Source organism: Novosphingobium sp. SG919, from assembly GCF_012932495.1.
Lineage (GTDB): Bacteria > Pseudomonadota > Alphaproteobacteria > Sphingomonadales > Sphingomonadaceae > Novosphingobium > Novosphingobium rhizosphaerae.
Genome location: NZ_JABCNG010000001.1, coordinates 1,644,583 through 1,667,065 on the forward strand (window position 1 = coordinate 1,644,583; position 22,483 = coordinate 1,667,065).

18 protein-coding genes and 1 other RNA gene are annotated in these 22,483 nt (G+C 66.5%); 8 read left to right on the plus strand and 11 right to left on the minus strand.

Going from position 1 to position 22,483, the window contains the following annotated elements; all coding sequences use genetic code 11:
* Positions 1 to 51 precede the first annotated feature (51 nt).
* Positions 52 to 1,185 (plus strand): ThuA domain-containing protein, encoded by a 1,134-nt coding sequence (locus FHT19_RS07410; protein ID WP_169474448.1) that lies wholly within the window; start codon positions 52 to 54, stop codon positions 1,183 to 1,185.
* Here FHT19_RS07410 and FHT19_RS07415 read toward each other — a convergent pair whose 3' ends face one another.
* Positions 1,186 to 1,914, minus strand: a complete 729-nt coding sequence (locus FHT19_RS07415; protein ID WP_169474449.1) for a glutamine amidotransferase — start codon at positions 1,912 to 1,914, stop codon at positions 1,186 to 1,188.
* Positions 1,915 to 1,934: 20 nt separating this feature from the next.
* Positions 1,935 to 4,256, minus strand: coding sequence for an aminotransferase class III-fold pyridoxal phosphate-dependent enzyme (locus FHT19_RS07420; RefSeq protein WP_169474450.1), 2,322 nt, complete (start codon positions 4,254 to 4,256; stop codon positions 1,935 to 1,937).
* 171 nt (positions 4,257 to 4,427) lie between these two features.
* Between FHT19_RS07420 and FHT19_RS07425 the strand changes: the two genes are divergently transcribed.
* A complete protein-coding gene (locus tag FHT19_RS07425; RefSeq protein ID WP_169474451.1) occupies positions 4,428 to 5,723 on the plus strand; it encodes an MFS transporter in 1,296 nt (431 codons plus the stop codon).
* Here FHT19_RS07425 and FHT19_RS07430 read toward each other — a convergent pair.
* A complete protein-coding gene (locus FHT19_RS07430) occupies positions 5,689 to 6,621 on the minus strand; it encodes a LysR family transcriptional regulator (protein ID WP_169474452.1) in 933 nt (310 codons plus the stop codon). The two genes, FHT19_RS07425 and FHT19_RS07430, sit on opposite strands and share 35 nt — an antisense overlap.
* Positions 6,622 to 6,721: 100 nt before the next feature.
* On the opposite strand from FHT19_RS07430, the gene FHT19_RS07435 reads away from it, so the two are divergent.
* On the plus strand, positions 6,722 to 7,834 hold the full coding sequence (locus FHT19_RS07435; RefSeq protein WP_168554932.1) for an S-(hydroxymethyl)glutathione dehydrogenase/class III alcohol dehydrogenase: 1,113 nt from the start codon (positions 6,722 to 6,724) through the stop codon (positions 7,832 to 7,834).
* Between the two features lie 79 nt (positions 7,835 to 7,913).
* On the opposite strand, the gene FHT19_RS07440 is transcribed toward FHT19_RS07435, so the two are convergent.
* Positions 7,914 to 8,978, minus strand: a complete 1,065-nt coding sequence (locus tag FHT19_RS07440) for an aromatic ring-hydroxylating dioxygenase subunit alpha (RefSeq protein ID WP_169474453.1) — start codon at positions 8,976 to 8,978, stop codon at positions 7,914 to 7,916.
* Positions 8,979 to 9,076: 98 nt separating this feature from the next.
* Between FHT19_RS07440 and FHT19_RS07445 the strand changes: the two genes are divergently transcribed.
* Entirely contained in the window at positions 9,077 to 9,745 is a 669-nt protein-coding gene (locus FHT19_RS07445; RefSeq protein ID WP_169474454.1) for a TetR family transcriptional regulator, read from the plus strand.
* Here the strand turns inward: FHT19_RS07445 and FHT19_RS07450 are convergent.
* Positions 9,735 to 12,044, minus strand: a complete 2,310-nt coding sequence (locus tag FHT19_RS07450; protein WP_248290306.1) for a TonB-dependent receptor — start codon at positions 12,042 to 12,044, stop codon at positions 9,735 to 9,737. The genes FHT19_RS07445 and FHT19_RS07450 overlap by 11 nt on opposite strands.
* Positions 12,045 to 12,152: 108 nt before the next feature.
* Between FHT19_RS07450 and FHT19_RS07455 the strand changes: the two genes are divergently transcribed.
* Entirely contained in the window at positions 12,153 to 13,085 is a 933-nt protein-coding gene (locus tag FHT19_RS07455; protein WP_169474455.1) for a LysR substrate-binding domain-containing protein, read from the plus strand.
* Positions 13,086 to 13,128: 43 nt separating this feature from the next.
* On the plus strand, positions 13,129 to 13,596 hold the full coding sequence (locus tag FHT19_RS07460; protein ID WP_169474456.1) for a hypothetical protein: 468 nt from the start codon (positions 13,129 to 13,131) through the stop codon (positions 13,594 to 13,596).
* Between the two features lie 22 nt (positions 13,597 to 13,618).
* Here FHT19_RS07460 and putA read toward each other — a convergent pair whose 3' ends face one another.
* From putA to FHT19_RS24745, 6 genes are all read right to left on the minus strand, one after another.
* Complete coding sequence (gene putA / locus FHT19_RS07465; protein WP_169474457.1) at positions 13,619 to 17,281, minus strand: trifunctional transcriptional regulator/proline dehydrogenase/L-glutamate gamma-semialdehyde dehydrogenase; 3,663 nt, start codon at positions 17,279 to 17,281, stop codon at positions 13,619 to 13,621.
* Positions 17,282 to 17,385: 104 nt separating this feature from the next.
* Positions 17,386 to 17,736, minus strand: a complete 351-nt coding sequence (locus tag FHT19_RS07470) for a RidA family protein (RefSeq protein ID WP_169474458.1) — start codon at positions 17,734 to 17,736, stop codon at positions 17,386 to 17,388.
* A 26-nt stretch (positions 17,737 to 17,762) separates the two neighbouring features.
* Positions 17,763 to 18,180, minus strand: an RNA gene (gene rnpB / locus FHT19_RS07475) — RNase P RNA component class A.
* A 10-nt stretch (positions 18,181 to 18,190) separates the two neighbouring features.
* Entirely contained in the window at positions 18,191 to 18,895 is a 705-nt protein-coding gene (locus FHT19_RS07480; protein ID WP_168554939.1) for an N-acetylmuramoyl-L-alanine amidase, read from the minus strand.
* 15 nt (positions 18,896 to 18,910) lie between these two features.
* A complete protein-coding gene (locus FHT19_RS07485) occupies positions 18,911 to 19,552 on the minus strand; it encodes a histidine phosphotransferase family protein (protein WP_168554940.1) in 642 nt (213 codons plus the stop codon).
* 75 nt (positions 19,553 to 19,627) lie between these two features.
* Positions 19,628 to 20,437, minus strand: a complete 810-nt coding sequence (locus FHT19_RS24745; RefSeq protein ID WP_348981751.1) for a Mov34/MPN/PAD-1 family protein — start codon at positions 20,435 to 20,437, stop codon at positions 19,628 to 19,630.
* A 58-nt stretch (positions 20,438 to 20,495) separates the two neighbouring features.
* Between FHT19_RS24745 and FHT19_RS07500 the strand changes: the two genes are divergently transcribed.
* Together FHT19_RS07500 and rpoH are read left to right on the plus strand one after the other, a co-directional pair.
* Complete coding sequence (locus FHT19_RS07500) at positions 20,496 to 21,440, plus strand: RluA family pseudouridine synthase (protein ID WP_169474459.1); 945 nt, start codon at positions 20,496 to 20,498, stop codon at positions 21,438 to 21,440.
* Positions 21,441 to 21,555: 115 nt separating this feature from the next.
* Complete coding sequence (gene rpoH / locus FHT19_RS07505) at positions 21,556 to 22,470, plus strand: RNA polymerase sigma factor RpoH (protein ID WP_229814998.1); 915 nt, start codon at positions 21,556 to 21,558, stop codon at positions 22,468 to 22,470.
* Positions 22,471 to 22,483 lie beyond the last annotated feature (13 nt).

Sequence of the window (22,483 nt, forward strand, 5' to 3'; positions counted from 1 at the left end):
GCTATGTCTTTGGCAAGCCTGCTTCCAGCCAGGCGGCAAAGGGGGCAAGCGATGGGCATGAAACGGTATGGCCGCACCTGGATGGCAGCCCTGGGCGCTGGGTTGGCGGCTGCCGCGCTGCTGGTACCGGCGGGCGCTGCGGCTCGTGCGCCGCTCGACTGCCCGATGCGCGATGCGCCATTTTCGGCCGATCTGCCGCTGATCGATGTCCTGGCGGATCCCGCTGCGGCCGCGATCCTGCGCGGCCAGGCAGGCGCGCAGTTGGACAAGGCGCCACCCGGCTTTCTGAGCACCACGGCGCCCAGCTTCGCCGCGATCCTTTCGGTTCGCCAGGGTGGGCCATTCCTCGGGCTGGAGCCCGCCGCAATCGCCCGCATCGATGCCGCCTTGCGCAAGCTGCCGGTGACTGCGCAGACCAAGGTCGCCCGCTGTGCCCGTTATGACGCCACGCCGCTGGGCGCGGTGCCCCAAGGCCCGCACCCGCGCGTTCTGGTGTTTGAAAAAATCGACGGGTTCAAGGACAAGCCCAGCGTAGATGCGGCGCATGCTGCGCTGCTCGATCTGGCCAAGGCGCATGGCTGGACCATCCTTGCCACCGACCGGGGCGGCGCGTTCACGCTGCCCACGCTGCGCCATTTCGATGTGGTGGTGTGGAACAACATTTCGGGCGACGTCCTCACCGTGTCGCAGCGCAAGGCCTTTCGCCAATGGCTGCAGGCGGGCGGAGCGTACCTTGGCATTCACGGCAGCGCGGGTGATCCCGTTTGGTTCTGGCCGTGGTATGCCGATACCTTGCTCGGCGCACGCTTCATCGGCCACCCGATGACGCCGCAGTTCCAAGCCGCGCGGATCGCGATCGAAAGCGATGATCCGGTGCTGACCGCCGGCTTGCCCAAGAGCTGGACCTGGACCGACGAGTGGTATTCGTTTGCCAAGAGCCCGCGCACCACGGGCGCCCGCATTCTCGCCACCTTGGATGAAAGCACATACGATCCCAAAGGCATGCACGGCGAAAGTCTGGCAATGGGCGATCATCCCATCGCCTGGACGCGGTGCATCGGCCGGGGGCGGATGTTCTATTCCGCGATCGGGCATCGGCCCGAAAGCTATGCCGATCCGCGCTATCGCACGATGTTGGCCAATGCGGTGGCCTGGGCAGCGGCGCCGGCCAGCTGCGCGCGTTGATCAGGCGCCGTCGGCCGCGGCCATGAACGCGCGCAGCAACTGCTGCCCGTGCGCGCTGTCGGCATTGGCGGCGCGCAGATCGGGCACCGAAAAGCCCGCGCGGCCAATCGCGTCGGCATAGACGTCATAGCTGCCGGCCATGATCTGCGCGTCGAATTCCGGGTGGAACTGCACGCCCCAGGCATTGGCGGCATAGCGCACCGCGTGGTGCGGATCGTGGCGGCTGGTCGCCAGCACGTCCGCCCCGGCCGGCAGCGACAGCACCGACTGGAAATGGAACACCATCATTTGCGCCCGGTCGGGCAGGGGGGCAAACAGCGGGTCTTGCGCGCCCGCCGGCGTGCGCGCCACATCCACCGTGCCGAACATCGCCCCGCGCGGATTGTCGGCCACCGTGCCGCCCAGCGCATGGGCCAGCAACTGGTGGCCAAAGCACACCCCCAGGATCGGTGCGCCTTGTGCCATGGCCGTGCGCGCCCAGGCGGCGGTGCGCTCGATCCACGAGTGGCCATCGGTCACCATGTCGATCGCGCCGGTGATGATCGTGGCGCGCACGTCTGCCGGATCGGGCAGGGGCGCATCCTGATAGACTTTCACCGACAGGATCTCGTCGGGCGCTACGCCACAGCCGGCGCCGAACCACGCCAGTTCATCGCCGCGCAGGGCGCAGACGGCGGGCATGTCGTCATAGGATGTGGCGGGCTGGATGATCAGCAGCGGCTTGGCCAAGGCTCAGGCTCTTTCGTCGGTCAGAGGGATTGCAGGCTCTGGCGCAGTGCGTCCACGAAGAACGCCACTTCGCCTTCGCTCCAGGTCAGCGCGGGGCGCAGCTTGAACGCGGCGCGGTGTGGCCCGGACGTGCCCACCAGCACGCCGTTCTCGCGCATCCGCTCCACCAGCAGGCGGGCCTGGGTGGTGGCAGGGCTGCGGGCGGCCGGGTCGTTCACGAATTCCAGCCCGGTCAGCATGCCGCGCCCGCGCACATCGCCGATCAGGGGAAAGCGGCGGCCCAGTTCCACGAGTTCGGCGCGCAGCAGGTCGCCCACGCGATTGGCTCGGGCGAGCAGGTCCTCGCGCTCGATCACGTCGAGCACCGCTTGCCCGGCGGCGCAAGCCACGCTGTTGCCGCCAAACGTGCTGAACACTTCCACCTGGGCATAGAATGCCTGCCACAAGTCCCGCCGGGTCAGCACCACGCCCAGCGGATGGCCATTGCCGACCGGCTTACCCAGCGTGATCACGTCCACGCTGTCCAGCCCCTGCACGGCAAAGCCCCACCAGTCGCCCAGTCGCCCCAGGCCGGCCTGAACTTCGTCGGCAATGACCAGGGCGCCGTCGGCGCGGGCGGCGCCGGCCAATCCTTCCAGATAGCCCGGTGCCTGGCGTGGCACGCCATTGCTGGTGAGCGCGGCGTCGATCATCAGGAATGCGGGCTCATGGCCGGCCCTGGCCAGTTGCGCGCGGGCCGCCGCCCAACTTTCGGCGGGATCGGGTGCCACGCCGCGATAGAGATCGGGCGCGGGCAGGCACGCCACTTGGGCTGGCGCCACCTTGGTCAGCGGCGAAAGATCGACCGTCGCCGCCGTGATCCCGTGATAGGCGCCTTCCATGACCACGGCACCCTGGCGGCCGGTGGCAAAGCGCGCGATCTGGCTGGCGAGGTCGTTGGCCTCGCTGCCCGAATTGACGAAGGCGCACACATCGAACCCCGGCGGCGCGCGGTCCAGCAGCGCCTGGGCATAGGCGCCCGCGCTGTCGGTCAGGTAGCGCGTGTTGGTGTTGAGCGCCGCAGCCTGCCGCGCGATCGCGCGCACGACGTGGGGGTGCGAATGGCCCACCTGCGGCACGTTGTTATAGGCGTCGAGATAGCGCGTGCCATCCGCGCCGATCAGCCAGGCGCCTTCGCCGCGCGTGATGTGCAGCGGCGCGTGATAGAAATGCCAGATACGGCCCATCGTAGCCTCGCGCTGGGCCACCAGCGTTTCGCGCGTCGCCACCGGATCGGGCGCCAGGGCGGGCACCGGAAAGCCACAGGCGCGGCGCAGCGCGCGGGTTGCCTCCGCACGCCCCAGGGCCATCAGCCTGGCCAGCATCGCGCCATGCTTGTGCCCGCCGCCAAGGTGCGCATCGGGCGCTTCGTCGGCCGGGTCACGCCTGGCATTGGCCACCAGCACGGTGTTGGCCAGGCGCAGGCAGCACATGTCGTAGACCAGGTCGATCTCGGCCTCTTCCAGCGGGCACACGGCGTCAAACCCTTGCGTCACGTGCGTCAGGATCGCCAGTGGGTCAGCGTCCGCATCGGGAAAGCAGTCGGCCGCCGTGACCAGGTCGGCCAGCAGGCTGCCATGCAGCATATCGCCAAAATCGATCACGCCCACGATGTGCGTCGGGGCGGCCGGGTCGCACAGCAGATTGCCCATGTGCGCATCCTGATGCACCACCTGGTGGCGGGTGCGCGCAAGGGCCGGGTATATGCGGCTGTCCGCCTCGGCCAGGACCTGGCCGCACAACGCGCGCAAGGCGGGATCGGCAATGCGCGGCAGCGCCGGGCGCAGCGCCGTCACGCGCGACAGGTCCCAATCGTGCCGATTGCTGCCCGCGTGGCTGTGGAAATAGCCGCGCAGTGCCAGGGCCAGCCGCGCCACGAAGCCGCCGATGGCCCGGCGCAAGGCAACCGGATCGGGGCAAGACGGCACCACATCCTGCACGATCGCGCCGTCCAGGTAGGTCAGCAGGCGCAGGATATGCGGCGTACCATCGGCCGCGCGGATCGTGGTGCGCCAGGCGCCGTCATGCGTGGGCACCATGCGCGGCACCGCCAGATCGGGATCGACCTGCGCGATGTGGGCGAGCGCGCCGATCTGGAAATCCACCGTGCCTTCCTGCTCGTCGCGATGCGACAGCTTGACCACATAGCCCGGCCCGTCGTCGCATGTGAGATGCCAGGTCTGGTCACGCTCTGATCGCACCGGGCGCCAGTGTCCTGCCAGGCCCCACTGCGCCAGCACGCATTCCTGCACCTGATCCAGCGCAAAATCGGGCGGATCGGCAGAAATGGTGGCTGGTTCCATCAGTCTGTCCGCCATGCCTGTCACGCCCCGCCTGGTCTCACCGCCACCACTCTAAATGGCCATATCGCTGCATCGGCTGAGATCGCAAGAGCATTGTGGTTGCAGGCCCTCGCCAGCGGGTTAAAGCTGCGGTCAAAGCCAGCCCTATCGCATCGAGGAAAAACGCCGGACATGGCCAGTCACCACAACGAGGGCACTGCCGCCGCGCTATCCGATGGACAGCGCCTGCGTGCGATCCTGGCCGGATCGGCCGGCAACCTGATCGAATGGTACGATTTCTACATCTACGCCTTCACCGCGCTCTATTTTTCGGCAGAGTTCTTTCCGGAAAGCGATCCGCTGGTCCAGGTCATGGCCACCAGCGGGATCTTTGCCGTGGGCTTTTTGCTGCGCCCGATCGGCGGGTGGTATTTCGGGCGTTTTGCCGATCGCCACGGGCGGCAGCGGGCCATGGTCGTGTCGGTCCTGATGATGGGGCTGGGCGCGCTGCTCATCGCGATCTTGCCCACGTACGCCCAGGTGGGCGTGGTGGCGCCGGCCTTGCTGTTGCTGGGCCGGATGCTCCAGGGCTTCTCCACCGGCGGGCAATACGGCACCGCCGCCACGTACCTGAGCGAGATTGCCGGGCGCGGGCGGCGCGGGTTCTGGTCCTCGTTCCAGTATGTCACGCTGATCGGCGGGCAGTTGCTGGCGACGCTGGTGATCCTGGCCTTGCAGCACGGCTTGGGAGAGACGGCGATGAAGGCCTATGGCTGGCGCATCGGCTTCGTGCTGGGTGCTGGCGGCGCGGCGCTGATCCTGTGGCTGTCACGGCACATGCATGAAACGGGGCAGGCCGCGCAGGGGCAGGCTGGCGCTGGTTCCTTGAAGGAGCTCTTCGCGCACCACACGCGCGCGTTCCTGCTGGTCATGGCGCTCACCGCCGGTGGCAGCCTCTCGTTCTACACCTTCACCACCTATATGCAGAAATACCTGGTCTTGACGGTCGGCATGACCAAGCCCGATGCCACCTTGCTGATGACGGTGGTACTGGTGGTGTTCATGGTGATTCAGCCAGCCATGGGCGCGCTGTCCGATCGGATCGGGCGGCGCACCAACATCATCCTGTTCGCCGCGCTGGCCATGCTGCTTACCGTGCCGATCCTGACTGCGCTGGCCGCCGCACCGGATGTCTGGGCGGCGGGGCTGCTGGTCACGGCGGGCCTGGTGATCAACAGTTTCTACACCTCGGTCAGCGGGCTGTTCAAGGCAGAGCTGTTTCCGATCCACGTCCGCGCGCTGGGCGTGGGGCTGGCTTATGGCGTGGGCAATGCGCTGTTCGGCGGCACGGCCGAGAACGTGGCCCTGGCATTCAAGAACATGGGCCATGAAAGCGGGTTCTATTGGTATGTCACTGCGCTGGCCGCGGTGGCGCTGGTCGCCGGCCTGATGCTCAAGGACACGCGCCGGGAAGATCCGCTGGGTTAGCGGAAATCGCTCCCAGGCCACCGGCCATGGCGCCCGGCAGTTCGGCCGCCAGCAGAGCAATGAAGTCTGCCACCTTGCGCGGCACCAGGCGGCGCCGCGGGTGCATGGCCCAGACGGCTTCCTCGGTGGCGCGGAACGCTTCCAGCACCGGCTCCAACTGGCCTTGCGCCAGGGCGCGCGCGGCATAGAAATCGGGCACCTGGCAGATGCCCAGGCCGGCCACCGCTGCGGCGGTCACCGCCGGCCCGTTGTTGCAGCGCCAGCGCCCTTGCGGCTGATAGGTGGTTTCGGCACGATTGCGGCGGAAATGCCAAAGCTCCGCCGATCCCACCAGGCAATCGTGGCTGTCCAGTTCCTCGATCTCCTCCGGCCGTCCGCGCTGGGCCAGATAGGCCGGCGCCGCGCAGGTCACCAGATTGCGCCCACCCAGTCGGTGCGCCGCCAGCCGCAGGTCGCTTTGCGGGCCGGTGCGGATCGCCACGTCGAACCCTTCGGCCACGATGTCGACCACGCGGTTGCTGAAATCGAGTGTCACGTCGAGCGAGGGATTGGCCATGGCATGGCGCAAGGCCAGCGGGGCGATGAAGTATTCGCCCAGCGCCGTGGGACAGGTAATGCGCAACGATCCGCGCAGGCCAGGATCGCCACTCGCCACGGCCAGCGCCGCGTCACGCTCGTCGATGATCCGTCGCCCGCGCTCGGCCAGTTCGCGTCCCGCCGCGGTCAGCGAAACCTGGCGCGTCGTGCGGTGCAGCAGGGTGGAGCCAATGCGGTGTTCGAGCTGCGCGATCGCGCGGCTGACATGCGAGGTGGAACGGCGCAGCTTGCGCGCAGCGGCCGCGAATGTGCCGTTTTCGGCAATGGCGACAAGTTCTTCCAGACCGGTCCAGTCCGACATGGCATTATCCCAGGCAGGCAATAAACTTTTGCGCAAATGCGCTCTTTGTGCCTGCCATGCAATGATGTAGGCCACCCTGATCGATAAGGAGGAAACTTCGATGAAGACCCGTGCCGCCGTGGCTTTCGAGGCCAAGAAACCGCTTGAGATCGTGGAACTCGATCTCGAAGGCCCCAAGGCGGGCGAAGTGCTGGTGGAAATCATGGCCACCGGCGTGTGCCACACCGACGCCTACACGCTCGACGGGTTCGACAGCGAAGGAATCTTTCCCTCCGTGCTCGGCCACGAAGGCGCCGGCATCGTGCGCGAAGTGGGGCCGGGCGTCACCAGCGTGAAGCCGGGCGATCACGTGATCCCGCTTTACACCCCCGAATGCCGCCAGTGCAAATCGTGCCTTTCGGGCAAGACCAACCTGTGCACGGCGATCCGCGCCACCCAGGGCAAGGGCCTGATGCCCGATGGCACCACGCGCTTTTCCTACAAGGGCCAGCCGATCTATCACTACATGGGCTGCTCCACGTTCTCCAATTTCACCGTGCTGCCCGAAATCGCGGTGGCCAAGATTCGCGAAGACGCCCCGTTCCAGACCAGCTGCTACATCGGCTGCGGCGTCACCACCGGCGTGGGCGCGGTGGTCAACACCGCCAAGGTCCAGGTGGGTGACAATGTCGTGGTCTTCGGCCTGGGCGGCATCGGCCTCAATGTGATCCAGGGCGCGCGCCTGGCCGGCGCGGGCAAGATCATCGGCGTGGACATCAACCCCGATCGCGAGGAATGGGGCCGCCGCTTCGGCATGACCGACTTCCTCAATTCCAAGGGCCTCAGCCGCGAGGAAACCGTGGCCAAGGTCGTGGAAATGACAGACGGCGGCGCCGACTACACCTTCGATGCCACCGGCAACACCGAAGTGATGCGCACCGCGCTGGAAGCCTGCCATCGCGGCTGGGGCACCAGCATCATCATCGGCGTGGCTGAAGCGGGCAAGGAAATTGCCACGCGCCCGTTCCAGCTGGTGACGGGGCGCAACTGGCGCGGCACCGCGTTCGGCGGGGCCAAGGGCCGCACCGACGTGCCCAAGATCGTCGATTGGTACATGCAGGGCAAGATCGAGATCGACCCGATGATCACCCACGTCATGGGCCTGGAAGAGATCAACACCGCGTTCGACCTGATGCACGCCGGCAAGTCGATCCGCAGCGTGATCGTGTTCTGATCGCCCGATCAGGATCGAAACAAGGGGGCCGGTCCGCGCAGGACACGGCCCCTTTTTTCGGCGTGGTCAGGCCGAAGTCTCACGCAGCCAGAGCTTCGGCCTCGCTGCGGATCTGCGCTTCGAGCAGGCGCCTGACAAGCAATGCGCCGTTGTCCACGCGCGCACTCACTTCACGCGGCAAGGGCACGTCGCTGCGCAACACCGCCTCGATCGCGCTGATCGCCTCGACGTCTTCGGGCTGGATGCGGGTGCCCATGGCAATGTTCATCGCGCCCAGGGCCGGATTGTCGTGCCCGAAATCGCGCGCCGTCGCGACGAAGTAGTGCAGCCGCCCAGGCGCCGCCGGGGTGATCATGTGGATGAAATTCTGCGTGCCGAGCGGCCTTCCGCTGGCATGGTCGCTGATCGTACCGCCGGTGCGGATCAGGGACGGCCCCATGTATTGGGCATCGAATTCCTGGTCCACGAGCCCTTCCTGATCGGGAAACTGCAGTTTGATCAGCGGATTGGGCGCGATGCCCACGGCCTTGCGGGCCACGGTCAGGCCCGCGCCGTGAGTCTGCACCGTCACATCCAGCGCGGCGACTTTCTCGCCCGAAGGGATCGTGGCGGCATGGATGAAGGTCACATGGCTCAGGTCTAGCAGGTTCTCGATCAGCAGGGTATAGCGTGCTTCCACCGTGGCCAGCGCATGGATTTCCACCGTCCAGCCTGGTGCATCGAGGCCGATTCCCGCCAGATCGGGCAGTAGCGCCGGATCGGCCAGGGCGTCTTCACCCGTCCAGATCCACAGCACGCCACCACGCTCCACCAGCGGATAATGGCGCAGCGCCGCGCGCTGCGGCACGCCGGCCTGGCTGGGTACGCGCTGGCACGCGCCATCCGCGCCAAAGGTGAAACCGTGATAGCTGCATTGCACGCTGTCGCCCACCAAACGGCCCTTTTCCAAGGGAAAGGCACGGTGGGGACAGATGCCCGAAACCGCTACGGCGCTGCCGTCCTCCTTGCGATAGAGCAGCACGCGCTCGCCCAGGATGTCGCGCGCCATCAGGCTGCGGCCCACTTCGGCTGCGGTGGCGGCCGCCCACCATTGCCGGCGGGGATAGGGTTGTTCGGTGGTGAGTGGATAGCTGGCATGGGCCATGGCCCGGTCTCCCGAAGTTGTTCTGCGCCATGTTTGTCGCACGACAAAACATAGTTTGTCAATTGACCAAGATGGCGCCGCCGGGCATGACAGCCGCCATGACCGTTTCCGCCGCCAAACCCGCCAGGACGCGCCGCCCGCAACGCTATGACGGGGCAGACAATCGCCGCGCCGTGCTGGATGCGGCGCTCACCGTCTTTGCCGATCTGGGTTTCGAGGCGGCCAGCACGCGCGCCATCGCGGCGGCTGCGGGGCTGGAGCAGGGGCACTTGGCCTATTACTTCCCCTCCAAGGCGGCGCTCTGGCAGCAGGTGGTGGAAGCCTTTGCGCGGGAAGGGGAGGAAGTGCTGCGTGGCCTGCTTGCGGGCGACGACCTTGCCGATCCTGAACGGACGGCGCAGGCGGTGCTGCCCGAACTGCTGCGCGTGTTTGCCCGCAATCCGCGCCTCACGCGCTTGATGCTGCAGGAATTCTCGGTCAATTCGCCGCGCCACCAATGGGTGGTGGACACGTTCGGCGCGCCGGTGTGGCGCTTGCTGGAGCCGTTGTTCGGCGCCCTGCGCGACAAGGGGCTGCTGTCGGGGGCGCCGCCCGCCGTTGCCTATTTCAACCTAGTCGGCGCCGCACTCATCACCTTTGGCAACCAGGCGCTGATCCTGCGTCTGGCCGGGTGCGATACGGCCGAACCCGGCACGGTCGATGCCGTCATCGCCTATATCCTGGGGCCGGTGCTGGCACCGGCCCCCTCGTCACTGCTCAGAACTTGAGCGTGCCGCGCACGCCATAAGTGCGCGGTGGGCGGATCTGGTTGTAGATCACGCCAGGCTTGCCCGGGCTTTGCGAGGAATTGGCAAAGACCAGGGCATTTTCCAGGTTGTTGACGAAGCCTGTGATCGCCAGCGACCCCGGCGCGTTTTCCCAGGTCAGCCGCGCGTTGGACATCATGTAGCTGCCCTGCCGGCCCAGATCGAGATAGTCGATCGAGAGATAGCGCGAACTTTCGATCCGCGTATCGGCTGCAGCCACGACGCGGCCGGCGCTGCCCAGGTCGAACGTATGGTCATACCCCGCATTGACCACCCAGCGCGGCGCGTTGACCAGCGGCTTGCCCGAGCAATCGACGTTATAGATCCGCGCCGCCGCGCTTGCCCCGATCAGCGCCGTGGGCGTGATCGCGCAGCCCACCACCGGGGCCGGGCCCGTGGTGGAATAGGCCTGGTACTTGAGGTTGTCATAGCTGGCGTGCAGGTATTGCACGTTGAGCGAGAACAAGTCGTTGCGGGTCGGCTGCCACAGCACTTCGGCTTCTGCGCCATAAAGCTTGGCCGCGCCCGCGTTCTCCGTGGCAAAGACCGGCCCATAGATCGCCCCGCCGGGGGTGGAAGCCACCTGCACCGGCGCCAGGTGCGAGATCTGCTGGTCCTTGTAGTCCCAATAGAACCCTTCGACGTTGACCTGCAAGGTATTGCCGAAGAAACGGTTCTTGGTCCCGATCGTATAGGCCGTCAGCCGTTCGGGGCGCGAATAGTTCTGCCCCAGGGCGGAAAACAGGATGCCCGATTTGAACCCGGTGGAAACCGTCGCATAGAGCAGCGAGTGCGGCCCGGCGTCGAATTCCATCCCCGCCTTCCACGTGAGCTTGCTGAAGCCGACATCGCTGGTGGCGTTGGTCTTGAGATCAAGGATGATCGGGATGAAATTGGGAAACGCCGGCGGCACGAAGCCCACAAACGGATAGGTGTGCGCTTCGGTGATCTGCGTCTTGGTGTCGTGGGTATAGCGCAGGCCGCCGGTCAGCCGCCAGCGCGAGGTCAGCGAATAGGTCGCCTCGCCAAACGCGGCATAGCTGTCGGTGTTGAGGTTGGAATTGATCCGCGTGCCGTTGCTGCCCTGGTCGAAGAACTGCCGCGCCTTGACGCTCTCGGTGAAGTAATAGCCGCCCAGCACCCATTTGAGCTGCGCGTTCTGGTTGCCCAGCCGCGCTTCCAGCGACATCTGGTCGGATTTCTCGGTCACGTCGATGAGGAAGCTGGAGGAGTAGTTGACGAAATCCAGATCGGTGCGGCGCCAGGCCGGGATCACCGTCAGCTTGGCAAAGCCCAGGTCGGCGTTGACCGTCACCATCGCGCCGTAATACTTGTTGTTCTGATAGCCATCGCCGCGCGCCACGATCTGCGGCACCGGTGCGGTGGGCGTGCGCGAAAGATATTCGGCCAGCACGCGCGGATCGCTGGGCCCCAGGCGGTTCTTGCCATCGAGCAGCGGCATGATCGTGCCACCCGAACCCTTGCCGCCGACATCGCCATAATCGACCATCAGGTTGGCGTTGAAGCCATCGCCCGTATCGAACCGCAGTTGTCCGCGCACGGCCGTGGTGTCTTCATCGTCGTAACCGTCGCTGAAATAGCCGTCATGCTGCGCGTGCTGGGCCGAAATGCGCAAGGCCGCCTGGCTGCCGAGCGGCAGGTTGATCGCGCCCGATGCCTTGATCGCGTTGTAGTTGCCATATTCCCCGGTGACGAAGCCCGAGCTTTCGCCCAGTTTGGGCTTGGCCGTGATCACATTGACCGCGCCGCCCGTGGCGTTGCGGCCATAAAGCGTGCCCTGCGGCCCCTTGAGCACTTCCATGCGTTCCAGGTCATAGAACAGCGCGGCTGGTGCTGCCGGGCGCGAGAGGTAGACGCCATCGAGGTTGAACGCCACGCCTTGCTCGGCAAAGGCATTGGCCCCGAACGTGCCGATCCCGCGCAGATAGATCTGCGTGAACGAGGCGGCCGGCGCCACCTGCAGCGCGGGCACCAGCCGGGTGAGATCGTCGGCGCGCGTCACGCTCTGCTTGGTCAGCACGTCGCCCGCCACGGCGCTGACGGGAATGGCGGCGCGTTGCAGGTTTTCGGTGCGGCGCTGCGCCGTCACCACGATTTCGGCAAGGCCGGCGGGCGGCTGTGCCTGGGCGGGCGCTGCCTCGGCGGTGGGGGCCTGTTCCTGGCCGTGGGCGATGGTCGGCATGGCAAGTGCCGTGGCAAGCGCGGCAAGCGATGCAACCGGGGTAAAATTGGAACGCAAGATGCCTCTCCCTTTTATTTGATTATGGATTGCAACATCCCGATCCATCGGCATAATGGAAATGATTTGTTTTTATCGGTTTCAATTTGATTGAATTATGGTGACGGGATGCGATTCAAAGGGCTCGACCTTAACCTGCTCGTCTGCCTCGATGCGCTGCTGGATTTGCGCAACGTGACCAGGGCTGCCGAGCATCTCAGCCTCAGCCAACCCGCCATCAGCGCCGCATTGGCCCGGTTGCGCACGTTCTTTGCCGATCCGCTGCTGGTGCAGAACGGCAAGCGCATGATGCCAACGCCTTTTGCGCTGCGCCTGCAGCCGGCGATCCGCGCCATTCTGGAGGATGTGGACGGGTTGGTGGGCAGCTCGCCCCACTTCGATCCCGGCAGCAGCACGCGCGATTTCCGCATCTGCCTGTCCGATTATCTCGCCAGTGTCCTGCTGGCGCCGTTGCTGCGGCACATGGCGCAGGTGGCGCCGGGCGTGCGGATCGACATGGTGCCCTTGAGCGATGACGCCACGCAGCGGCTCGATCGGGGGGAAATCGATCTGCTGCTCACGCCCGAAAGCTATGTCAGCGACGAACACCCGTCGGAATTGCTGTTCGAGGAAGAACACGTCGTGGTGGGCTGGCATGGCAACCCCGCCATGGCCGGCCCGATCGACGTGCCCACATTTGCCGCTGCGGGCCATGTGGCGGTGGAAATCGGCCGCTTCAACCGCGTGTCCTTTGCCGAAAGCTATATGCGCGCGCAGGGGATCGAACGCCGGGTGGAAGTGCGCGTGGCTGCGTTCACGATCATCCCCGAACTGCTGGAGGGCACGCATCGCCTGGCGGTGATGCACCGGCGCCTGGCGGAAAAGGCCGCCCGGCATTTCCCGGTGACGGTGGCACCCTTGCCGTTTCCCATCCCGCCGATGCGCGAAATGGTGCAGTTTCACCGGGCCCGCGCCGAAGATGCCGGGCTGCGCTGGATGATCGATGCATTTCACGCCGTGGCCCGCAGCGAAGGGGATGGACCCGGCAAAGCGTTGGTATAAGACCACCCGCAATATCGAAAACACCCGCTTGGAGAGTGACCCGATGAACAGCGCCGACCTGCATATCCGCCGCGAAGTGGCCGTGAGCATGGCGATCAACACTGTGTTCAGCGGGGCGTTCTTCCTGGCGGTGTTCGGCCTGGGCGGGCCGGTGCCGGTCTGGGGGCTGGGGCACTATGTCTTCGATTTCGGGCCCCAGGCCTTTGCCGTGGCGTTCATGAGCACGCTCGTTCCCAGCGCGCTTTCGCGCAAGGCGCTGCGTGCCGGGCGAGTGGCGCCGCGCCCATCGTCCCTGCGCCTGCCAACGCATCTTTTGCTGCGCGCGCTGGTCCTGGCGGCGCCTGCCGCTGTCGTGGCGCTGGCGGGCGCTGCCGCCGCGTTTGCCGTGCTGGGCGTGGCCGTGCTTGGCTGGGGCGTCGCCCTTGCGATCAAGCTGGCGGTGGGCGCGGGGCTGGCCCTGGTGATCACCAACTTGGCCCTGCGCGCCACGTTGGCCGAACACGTGGCCTAAACGCGTCGCGCCGGTTCGCGGCTTAGACCATCGCCATCAGGCTGGCATTGCCGCCGGCGGCGGTGGTGTTGATCGACAGGCTCACTTCCTCCAGCAGCAGGTCCAGCGGATAGGCGCCGTTATCGTCGGCGGCGTGCAGCGCCACGATCATGCCCTCGCGTGCGGCCAGGTCTTGGGCGGCATGCATGGCCAGCACGCGTGCCTGATCCTCGCCATCCAGCTCGACGAGCGCGGCGGCCAGATCGGCCTTGGTGCCATCGGCAAAGATCACGCGCGTGGCAAGCGCTGCGGGGAAGCCGGCAGGCAATGCCCGGATCGGCACACCGGGCAGGATCACCGCGTGGTTGCCGGTGGCCAGCACCGCGCCAAGCTGCCGCCACAGCCCGTCGGCTGTCGTCGCGTAAAGGGCGATCGCGCCGCGCGGCGCCAGGCGATAGCGATTGCTTTCGCCCACCGGCCCAGGCAGCGCCACCTCGATCCCCAGGCGGCTGCGGGTGGCATCGGCGCGCACGGCCTGGGCAGTTGCGCCGTGGCCCTGGCTTTCCAGCCAATCGGCCAGCATGGCAACTGCCGGATCGGCCACGGCGCGTGCACCGGCCAGGGCCGGGGGCGTGGCCACCGTGCCGCGCGCCAGGCGCGCCAGGTAAAGCGGGCCGCCAGCCTTGGGGCCAGTGCCGGAAAGCCCGCGCCCGCCAAAGGGCTGAACGCCCACTACGGCGCCGATCGTGTTGCGGTTGACATAGAGGTTGCCCGCTTCCACCGCGCGCGTCACCCGCGCCACGGTTTCGTCCAGGCGCGTGTGCAGGCCAAACGTGAGGCCATAGCCGGTGGCATTGATCGCCGCGATCAGCCGATCGAGATCGCGCGCGGCATAGCGCACCACGTGCAGCACCGGCCCGAACACTTCGCGGCCCAGCGCCTCGATACCGGGAATTTCAATCAGGGTTGGCGCCACGAACGTGCCGTGCACGCACGATGCGGGCAGGGGCAGGCGGTGGATGCGTGCACCGCGCGCGGCCATGGCCTCCACGTGCGCTTCGATCCCGTCGCGCGCCTGGGCGGTGATCACCGGGCCGATGTCGGTCGCCAGCGTATCGGGGTTGCCCACCGCCAGTTCGGCCATCGCGCCGCGCAGCATTGCCAGGGTGCGGTCGGCCACGTCTTCCTGCAGGCACAGCACGCGCAGGGCCGAGCAGCGCTGCCCGGCACTGTCGAACGCGGAGGCGATGACATCGGCCACCACTTGTTCGGCCAGTGCCGAGGAATCGACGATCATCGCGTTCTGGCCGCCGGTTTCGGCGATCAGCGGGATGGGGCGGCCCATGGGGTCGCTGCGCGTGGCCAGGGTGCGCTGGATGATGCGCGCCACTTCGGTCGATCCGGTGAACAGCACCCCGGCCACGCCGGGCGCTTCCACCAAGGCGGCACCGATCGCGCCGTCGCCGGGCACGAGTTGCACGACATCGGCCGGCACGCCGGCCTGGTGCAACAGGGCAACCATCTGCGCGGCGATCAGCGGGGTTTCCTCGGCCGGCTTGGCCAGCACCGGATTGCCCGCCACCAGGGCAGCGGCCACCTGTCCGGCAAAGATCGCCAGCGGGAAATTCCACGGCGAAATGCACACGACCGGGCCGAGCGGGCGGGTATGGGCCAGGCCACTGCGGGCCTGCACCGCGTAATAGCGCAGGAAGTCGACCGCTTCACGCACTTCGCCCACGGCGTTGGCGGCGGTTTTCCCCGCTTCGCGCATGATCAGCCCCAGCAAGGCGCGGCCTTGTTCTTCCAGCAAGGTGGCCGCGCGCTCCAGCATGGCCGCCCGCGCGGCCACGGGCGTTGCTGCCCACACCGGCGCGGCACCTTGCGCGCGCGCCACTGCGGCGGCCGCCGCCTCGGGCGTGGCTGGCCAGACATGCCCCACCACGTCGCGGCGATCGGCAGGGTTGCACACGGCCTCGCCGCCGTCCTGGTCGGCCGGGGTGCCGGCCTGCCAGGCCTGCCTGGCCGACGCGTCCAGGCGGGGCGCCAGGTCGGCCAGCACCGCTTCATCGGCCAGGTCCAGCCCAGCCGAATTGCGCCGATCGGCAAAGAGGGCAGCGGGTAGGGCCACCGCTGGATGCGGCGCGCCGGGATCGGCACTGGCCGCAACCAGCGCCACCGGATCGGCAGCGAGTTCTTCCACCGACACCGCCGGATCGTTGATGCGGTTGACGAACGAGGAATTGGCCCCGTTTTCCAGCAGGCGCCGCACCAGATAGGCCAGCAGCGTTTCGTGCGTGCCCACGGGGGCATAGACGCGGCACGGGCGGTTCAGCTTGTCCGCGCCCACCACCTGGTCATAAAGCCCTTCGCCCATGCCGTGGAGGCACTGGAACTCATAATCGCCGATGGCAAAGTCCGGGCCGGCCAGGTGCAGCACCGTGGCGACCGATTGCGCGTTGTGCGTGGCAAACTGCGGAAACACCACGTCGCGCGCCGCCAGCAGCTTGCGCGCACAGGCCACATAGGCAAGATCGGTATGTACCTTTTGCGTGTAGACCGGGAAATCGGGCAGGCCATCCACTTGCGCGCGCTTGATTTCCGCGTCCCAATAGGCGCCCTTGACCAGCCGCACCATGATGCGCCGGTCGCTGCGCCGCGCCAGGTCCACGATCCAGTCGATCACGAAGGGGCAGCGCTTCTGATAGGCCTGCACCACAAAGCCCAATCCGTTCCAGCCAGCAAGGTCGGGATCGAGCGCCAGCGCCTCCAGCAGATCGAGCGAGAGTTCCAGCCGGTCGGCCTCTTCCGCGTCGATGTTGAGGCCGATGTCATGCCCCTTGGCCAGCAGGCACAGTGCCTTCACGCGGGGCAGCAGTTCCGCTTTCACCCGCTCCACCTTGGCGCGGGCATAGCGCGGGTGCAGGGCCGACAGCTTGATCGAAATGCCCGGGCCGGCGTGGATGCCGCGCCCGGCGCTGGCCTGGCCGATCGCCGCGATCGCCTGCTCGTAAGATGCGTTGTAGCGGTCGGCATCGGCCGCCGTCATCGCTGCTTCGCCCAGCATGTCATAGGAAAAGGCAAAGCCCTTGGCCTCACGCGGCGCGGCGCGGCGCAGCGCTTCCTCGATGGTTTCGCCGGTCACGAACTGCTCGCCCATCATGCGCATGGCCGCGTCCACCGCGCGGCGGATCACTGGCTCGCCCATCCGCGCGATCAGCCGCGTCAGGCTGGCACCCAGGCCTGCCTCATCCTCGGCCTGGACCAGACGGCCCGTCACCAGCAGGCCCCACGACGCCGCGTTCACGAACAGCGGGCGGTCTTTGCCCACGTGGCCGCGCCAATCGCCCGGCGCGATCTTGTCGCGGATCAGCGCGTCGCGCGTGGCCACGTCGGGGATGCGCAGCAGCGCTTCGGCCAGGCACATCAACGCCACGCCTTCCGGGCTGCTCAGCGCATATTCCTGCACCAGCGACTGCACGGCGCCCGGTCGCGCGTCGGCGCGCAAGCTGGTGATCAGCGCAGAAGTGGTCGCCGCGATCGGCGCTTCCAATCCGGCCGGCACGCGCGCCTGTGGCAGCAGCGCGGCCACGCAGGCGCGCTCAGGCCGGCGCGTGGCAGCCGTGATCGCCGTGGAAAACAGCGATTGTCCGGCAAGCGGCGGGGCAAAGCCGGCAAAGGGGCGGGCGGCAGGCGCGGTCTGATCCATGGCGCCATGGTATCACGGTGCTGGCAGGCCATTGGCCTTATTTCGTGCTCGCACCAATCCAGTTAGCCTGAAAATGGCGGGTCAAACAGACCGCCTGCGCGCGTTCAGGCAACCGCCGCGGTCACCACGATTTCCACGCGCCAGGCCGGATCTGCCAGGCTCGCCTGGCCCGTGGCACGGGCAGGGGGCGGCACATCGGCGACAAAGGCATCCCAGGCGCGGTTCATTTCGTCGAAATCAGTCATGTCGGCCAGCCAGATCATGGCTGACAGCATGTGCGCCTTGGTGCTGCCGGCCAGGATCAGCAGCCGTTCGATCTCGGCCAGGGCGGTGCGCGTCTGGTCGAACACGCTATCGCCAGCTTCCCCCACTTGGCCGGCCAGATAGACGGTGCCGTTGTGCACTACGGCCTCGCTCATGCGGGGGCCCGGTTCGATGCGGATGATGGTGGACATGGCTGCGGCCCCTTGAACAAATGATACGCGCCGGGAAGCCTGTAAGCCGGGTTCTGTCGCACCGACGGTATCCCACTGGTGGACCGTATCGGCGCGGGCAGCCATTCCTCTCGGCGGCCTGTTGCCAGGCCGCTCCAGCAACCAACCCGGGCAACTGGCGCGAAACCCGCCTGCATCCTTTCAGATGCGCGTTGCCCCTATTCGGTCTTGCTCCGGGTGGGGTTTGCCATGCCGCTTCCGTTGCCGGTCGCGCGGTGCGCTCTTACCGCACCCTTTCACCCTTGCCCGGGGCCCGAAGGCCCCGTCGGCGGTTTGCTCTCTGTGGCACTTTCCCTTGCCCGGTTTGCACCGGGCCGGCGGGCGTTACCCGCCACCCTTGTTTCGTGGAGCCCGGACTTTCCTCGGCATCAGACGAAGTGATGACGCGGCTGCCCGGCTCCCCGGCGCGAGGCGGTCACCTAGCATGGCCTAGATCGCGCGCCAACAGCAGTTCGAATAACAATGCGCCGATTTGTCCGTCCACCTGGCCATCGATCTTGTGCGGACGCCAGCGCCGCTGGAATGCCGCGACTGCGGCTTCCTTGTCGGTCACGTCATAGCCAAAGCGTTCCAGTGCCAGGAAAAATGCGCCTTCGTTGTCATAGAGCAGGCGCATCTTGGGGCGCGGGCGGGGCAGGGTGAGGTTGTAGCGCGCCAGCATGTCCCAATCGAACAACTCACCCGGATCGGTCTTGCGCGCCGGCGCCACGTCGGAATGGCCGACCACGTTGGCGCGGGGAATGTCGTGCCGGCGCACGATATCGCCCAGCAGTGGCACCAGCGCTTCCATCTGCGCATCGGGAAAGGGGCGATAGCCGAACTCGTGCCCAGGGTTGACCAGTTCGATCCCCACGCTCGCCGAATTGACGTCGGTGATCCCGCGCCAGAAACTGCGCCCGGCGTGCCAGGCGCGCTTGGCTTCATCGACCAGGCGCACCACCGTGCCGTCTTCGTCGATCAGATAGTGCGCCGAAACTTCGGCTGTCGGGTCCTTCAGCCGCTCCAGCGCTTCAGCCCCGCTTTGCATGCCGGTATAATGCAGCACGACCATGGACACCGGCAGCCGCCGTTCGTTGAAATTGGGCGACGGTTCTTCGCGATGGACCAGCCAGCGGTTCATGCCTGCCTGATGCGCTCAGCGAACCGGCAGCACCGCGCCCAGCACCAGGGCATCGGCCGCAACGTGGGTCTGGAAGCCGCCGCCCAGGCCCTGCGCCAATTGGTAGAGCATGGCGGCTGGCGCCGTGCGGCTGGAAAGATCGGCCGGGGCCAACGTTCCGGCCAGGGCCTGGCCGACCAGCGGATCGAAGGCGATGCGCGGCCCGCTCGCGCGGATCACCAGTTCGGTCGCGCCACCTCTTACTTCGCCCGCAATGTCCAGGTTGCCACCGCGCACCAGCGCCTCGATCCCGATCAGCGACAGGTTGAGCAGCGTCTTGACCGCAGCCTTGGGCAGCATGTCGTCGGCCAGCGCCCAAGCCACTGAAATGCGCGGGTTTGCCGCCACCAGCGCGTCAACCAGCGCGCGCGGTTCGTTCACCGGCACCATCTCGCCAAAGCCACCCGCCGCGCCGAATGCCAGGCGGAAAAAGCGCAGCTTGTTGGCCGAACTCGTCGCGCTTTGTTCCAGCAATTCCATGCACTTCTGGCGCATTTCCGGGTCGCGTTCCTCTGCCAGCAGTTCCAGCCCGTTGGTGAGCGCGCCCACCGGGCTCAACAGGTCGTGGCAAAGCCGCGAGCAGAGCAGGCTGGCAAGATCGAGGGTGGCGATGGTCATGGAACGTGGACAAGCCTTTACCAGATATGTGCGCGGGATCACGTGCCTGATGCACCCTCTCCCCGGCCAATCGCCTTAACCGTCTGCGACGCGATAGGAAAGCGCTTGAAATGCGGATGGCGCATCCCGCCACAACGTCACTTGCGCACCGGTCACGATTGCCCAGATCCGCCCATCGCCAGCCCGGCTTGCAGAATCGGTGGCAGAAGGTCTTTCTAAGCCATTGGGGTGACTGTGAAAATAGCCCAATATCGCGGGCCCTCCGGCGCGCGCCGTGCGGTGCGCGGCGATCAGCGCCAAGGGATCGATCTCGAAATGATGCAACGGATCTGGTGCCACATTGGTGCATTCCTGCGCCAGGCCGATGTGCAGGCCGGTGCCCAGCAAGAGGCCGCACGCCTCGCGTGGGTGGGCCTGCGCCGCCGCGGCGAGCATCGTCGCGTGGGCGGCGGGCGAAAGGGTGATGTCAGGCGTTGCGCTGGCGCCCTTCGACAGGCTCAGGGCGAACGGAGGTTGGGACGCAGAAGAGGCAGACGGTTTCCCATCACTCCCACCCTCTCCGTTCGGGCTGAGCTTGTCGAAGCCCCCTCGCGCGCCGGCGCCAGCTTGCCGATTGCGCGCCAAGACCGTCAATCGATCCCAATCCCCATCGATCAAGGCCTGCTTTTTCGCCCGAGACCAGCCCTTGATTCGCAATTCGGCCGAAAGCGCTTCCTCCCGCGTGGCAAAGTCCTGCTGCCACACCAGCCGAACCGGACGGCGTTTGGCGGTAAAGCCGCCGAGCTGACCACTTTCGTGCTGCGCCATCCGCCGGGTCAGGTCATCGGTGTGCCCCGCATAAAACGATCCATCGGCGCAGCGCAGAAGGTAGGCATGGAAGGCCATCGGCCAGGCAATACACCCCCTTGTCGGGCGCCGCAATCGTTCCCATATCGGCCTTCCAATGGGGGGAACCGACGACATTCTGACTGGCACGATCGCCGCGCCCGGCCGCCTCGACAAGGCACTGGCCGACGCCAGCGGGCTTTCGCGCGAGCGGGTCAAGGCGCTGCTCGAAGAGGGGCGCGTGACGCTCGATGGTCAGGGCGTGCGCCAGGCCTCGCTCAAGGTTGCGGCCGGCGCCGCGTTTGCCGTGCAGGTTCCGGCGGCCGTTCCGGCCGAGGCCGTGGCGCAGGACATTCCGCTGTCGGTGACGTATGAAGACGATGCGCTGATCGTGGTGGACAAGCCGGCCGGCCTGGTGGTGCACCCGGCGGCGGGCAATCTCGATGGTACGCTGGTCAATGCCTTGCTGCACCATTGCCGCGGCCAGCTTTCCGGCATCGGCGGGGTGGCACGGCCGGGCATCGTGCACCGGATCGACAAGGATACCTCGGGCCTCTTGGTCGTGGCCAAGAGCGATGCCGCGCACGAAGGGCTGGCGCGCCAGTTTGCCGACCATTCGATCATCCGGGCCTACAAGGCGGTTACGGTGGGGCAGCCGATCCCGGCCGCCGGCACGATTACCGGCGCCATCGCCCGGTCGGTGCATGACCGCAAGAAGATGGCGCTGGTGGCCGATGGGCGGGGCAAGCACGCCGTCACCCACTATCGCACGCTCGCGCGCCTCGATGGTGCGGCCCTTGTGGAATGTCGATTGGAAACAGGCAGAACCCACCAGGTGCGCGTTCACCTTGCATCAATCGGGCATTCGCTATTGGGTGATCCTGTCTATGGACGCGCGCCCGCCAAAATTCGCCCTATCCTCGCCCGGATCGGCTTTGCCCGACAGGCGCTGCATGCGGCAGAATTGGGTTTCATTCACCCGATCAGCGGCGAAGCGCTCCATTTCACCAGTTCGACGCCCGTCGATATGACGGAACTGATTGTCGAACTGGGCGGTTCTTGAGTTCGATCATGGTATAAATCGATTACTGTGTATCAAAAGGATGTGTGGCCCCACCGGGGAATGCTCGCTAGAGGTTCTCCATCGGGGAACTGACGCGACGAAAGGATGTGTTCAGGTGAGCAACAAGACAGCAGTGGCCAAAGCCCCCGCGACCGTTCCGGCCCTGGGCGGGGAAGCCAGCCTCAACCGCTATCTCTCTGAGATTCGTAAGTTTCCGGTGCTGACGGCTGAGCAGGAATACATGCTCGCCAAGCGCTACCAGGAACATGCCGATCCCGAAGCCGCCGCCCAGCTGGTGACGAGCCACCTGCGACTCGTGGCCAAGATCGCCATGGGTTATCGCGGCTATGGCCTGCCCGTGTCCGAGCTGATTTCCGAAGGGAACATCGGCCTGATGCAGGGCGTCAAGAAGTTCGAGCCCGATCGTGGCTTCCGCCTGGCTACCTATGCCATGTGGTGGATCAAGGCCTCGATGCAGGAATTCATCCTGCGCTCGTGGAGCCTGGTCAAGATGGGCACCACCGCGGCGCAGAAGAAGCTGTTCTTCAACCTGCGGCGCATGAAGAAGAACCTCGAGGCATTCGAGGATACCGATCTTTCGCCTGAAGACGTCCGCAAGATCGCAACCGACCTCGGCGTTCCCGAGCAGGAAGTGATCAACATGAACCGGCGCATGATCATGGGTGGCGATGCCAGCCTGAACGTGCCGCTGCGCGAAGACGGCGAAGGCACCTGGCAGGATTGGCTGGCCGACGATCGTCCGCTGCAGGACGAAACCGTGGCCGACGCCGAGGAAGCCCATTTCCGCCACGACATGCTGGTGGAAGCCATGGGCAGCCTCAACGAGCGTGAGCGCCATATCCTGACCGACCGCCGCCTGGTGGACGATCCCAAGACCCTGGAAGAACTGAGCCAGGTCTACAACGTCAGCCGCGAACGCGTGCGCCAGATCGAAGTGCGCGCCTTTGAAAAGCTGCAAAAGGCGATGCAGCGCATCGCCGGTGAACGGCATCTGCTGCCGGCGGGTTGAGTTCTTTACCTTG

Coding starts and splice junctions, on each gene's coding strand:
- FHT19_RS07410 (WP_169474448.1), top strand. CDS start 52: ATGGGCATGAAACGGTATGGCCGCACCTGGATGGCAGCCCTGGGCGCT.
- FHT19_RS07420 (WP_169474450.1), bottom strand. CDS start 4,256: ATGGAACCAGCCACCATTTCTGCCGATCCGCCCGATTTTGCGCTGGAT.
- FHT19_RS07425 (WP_169474451.1), top strand. CDS start 4,428: ATGGCCAGTCACCACAACGAGGGCACTGCCGCCGCGCTATCCGATGGA.
- FHT19_RS07430 (WP_169474452.1), bottom strand. CDS start 6,621: ATGTCGGACTGGACCGGTCTGGAAGAACTTGTCGCCATTGCCGAAAAC.
- FHT19_RS07435 (WP_168554932.1), top strand. CDS start 6,722: ATGAAGACCCGTGCCGCCGTGGCTTTCGAGGCCAAGAAACCGCTTGAG.
- FHT19_RS07440 (WP_169474453.1), bottom strand. CDS start 8,978: ATGGCCCATGCCAGCTATCCACTCACCACCGAACAACCCTATCCCCGC.
- FHT19_RS07445 (WP_169474454.1), top strand. CDS start 9,077: ATGACCGTTTCCGCCGCCAAACCCGCCAGGACGCGCCGCCCGCAACGC.
- FHT19_RS07455 (WP_169474455.1), top strand. CDS start 12,153: ATGCGATTCAAAGGGCTCGACCTTAACCTGCTCGTCTGCCTCGATGCG.
- FHT19_RS07460 (WP_169474456.1), top strand. CDS start 13,129: ATGAACAGCGCCGACCTGCATATCCGCCGCGAAGTGGCCGTGAGCATG.
- putA (WP_169474457.1), bottom strand. CDS start 17,281: ATGGATCAGACCGCGCCTGCCGCCCGCCCCTTTGCCGGCTTTGCCCCG.
- FHT19_RS07470 (WP_169474458.1), bottom strand. CDS start 17,736: ATGTCCACCATCATCCGCATCGAACCGGGCCCCCGCATGAGCGAGGCC.
- FHT19_RS07480 (WP_168554939.1), bottom strand. CDS start 18,895: ATGAACCGCTGGCTGGTCCATCGCGAAGAACCGTCGCCCAATTTCAAC.
- FHT19_RS07485 (WP_168554940.1), bottom strand. CDS start 19,552: ATGACCATCGCCACCCTCGATCTTGCCAGCCTGCTCTGCTCGCGGCTT.
- FHT19_RS24745 (WP_348981751.1), bottom strand. CDS start 20,437: ATGGCCTTCCATGCCTACCTTCTGCGCTGCGCCGATGGATCGTTTTAT.
- FHT19_RS07500 (WP_169474459.1), top strand. CDS start 20,496: ATGGGGGGAACCGACGACATTCTGACTGGCACGATCGCCGCGCCCGGC.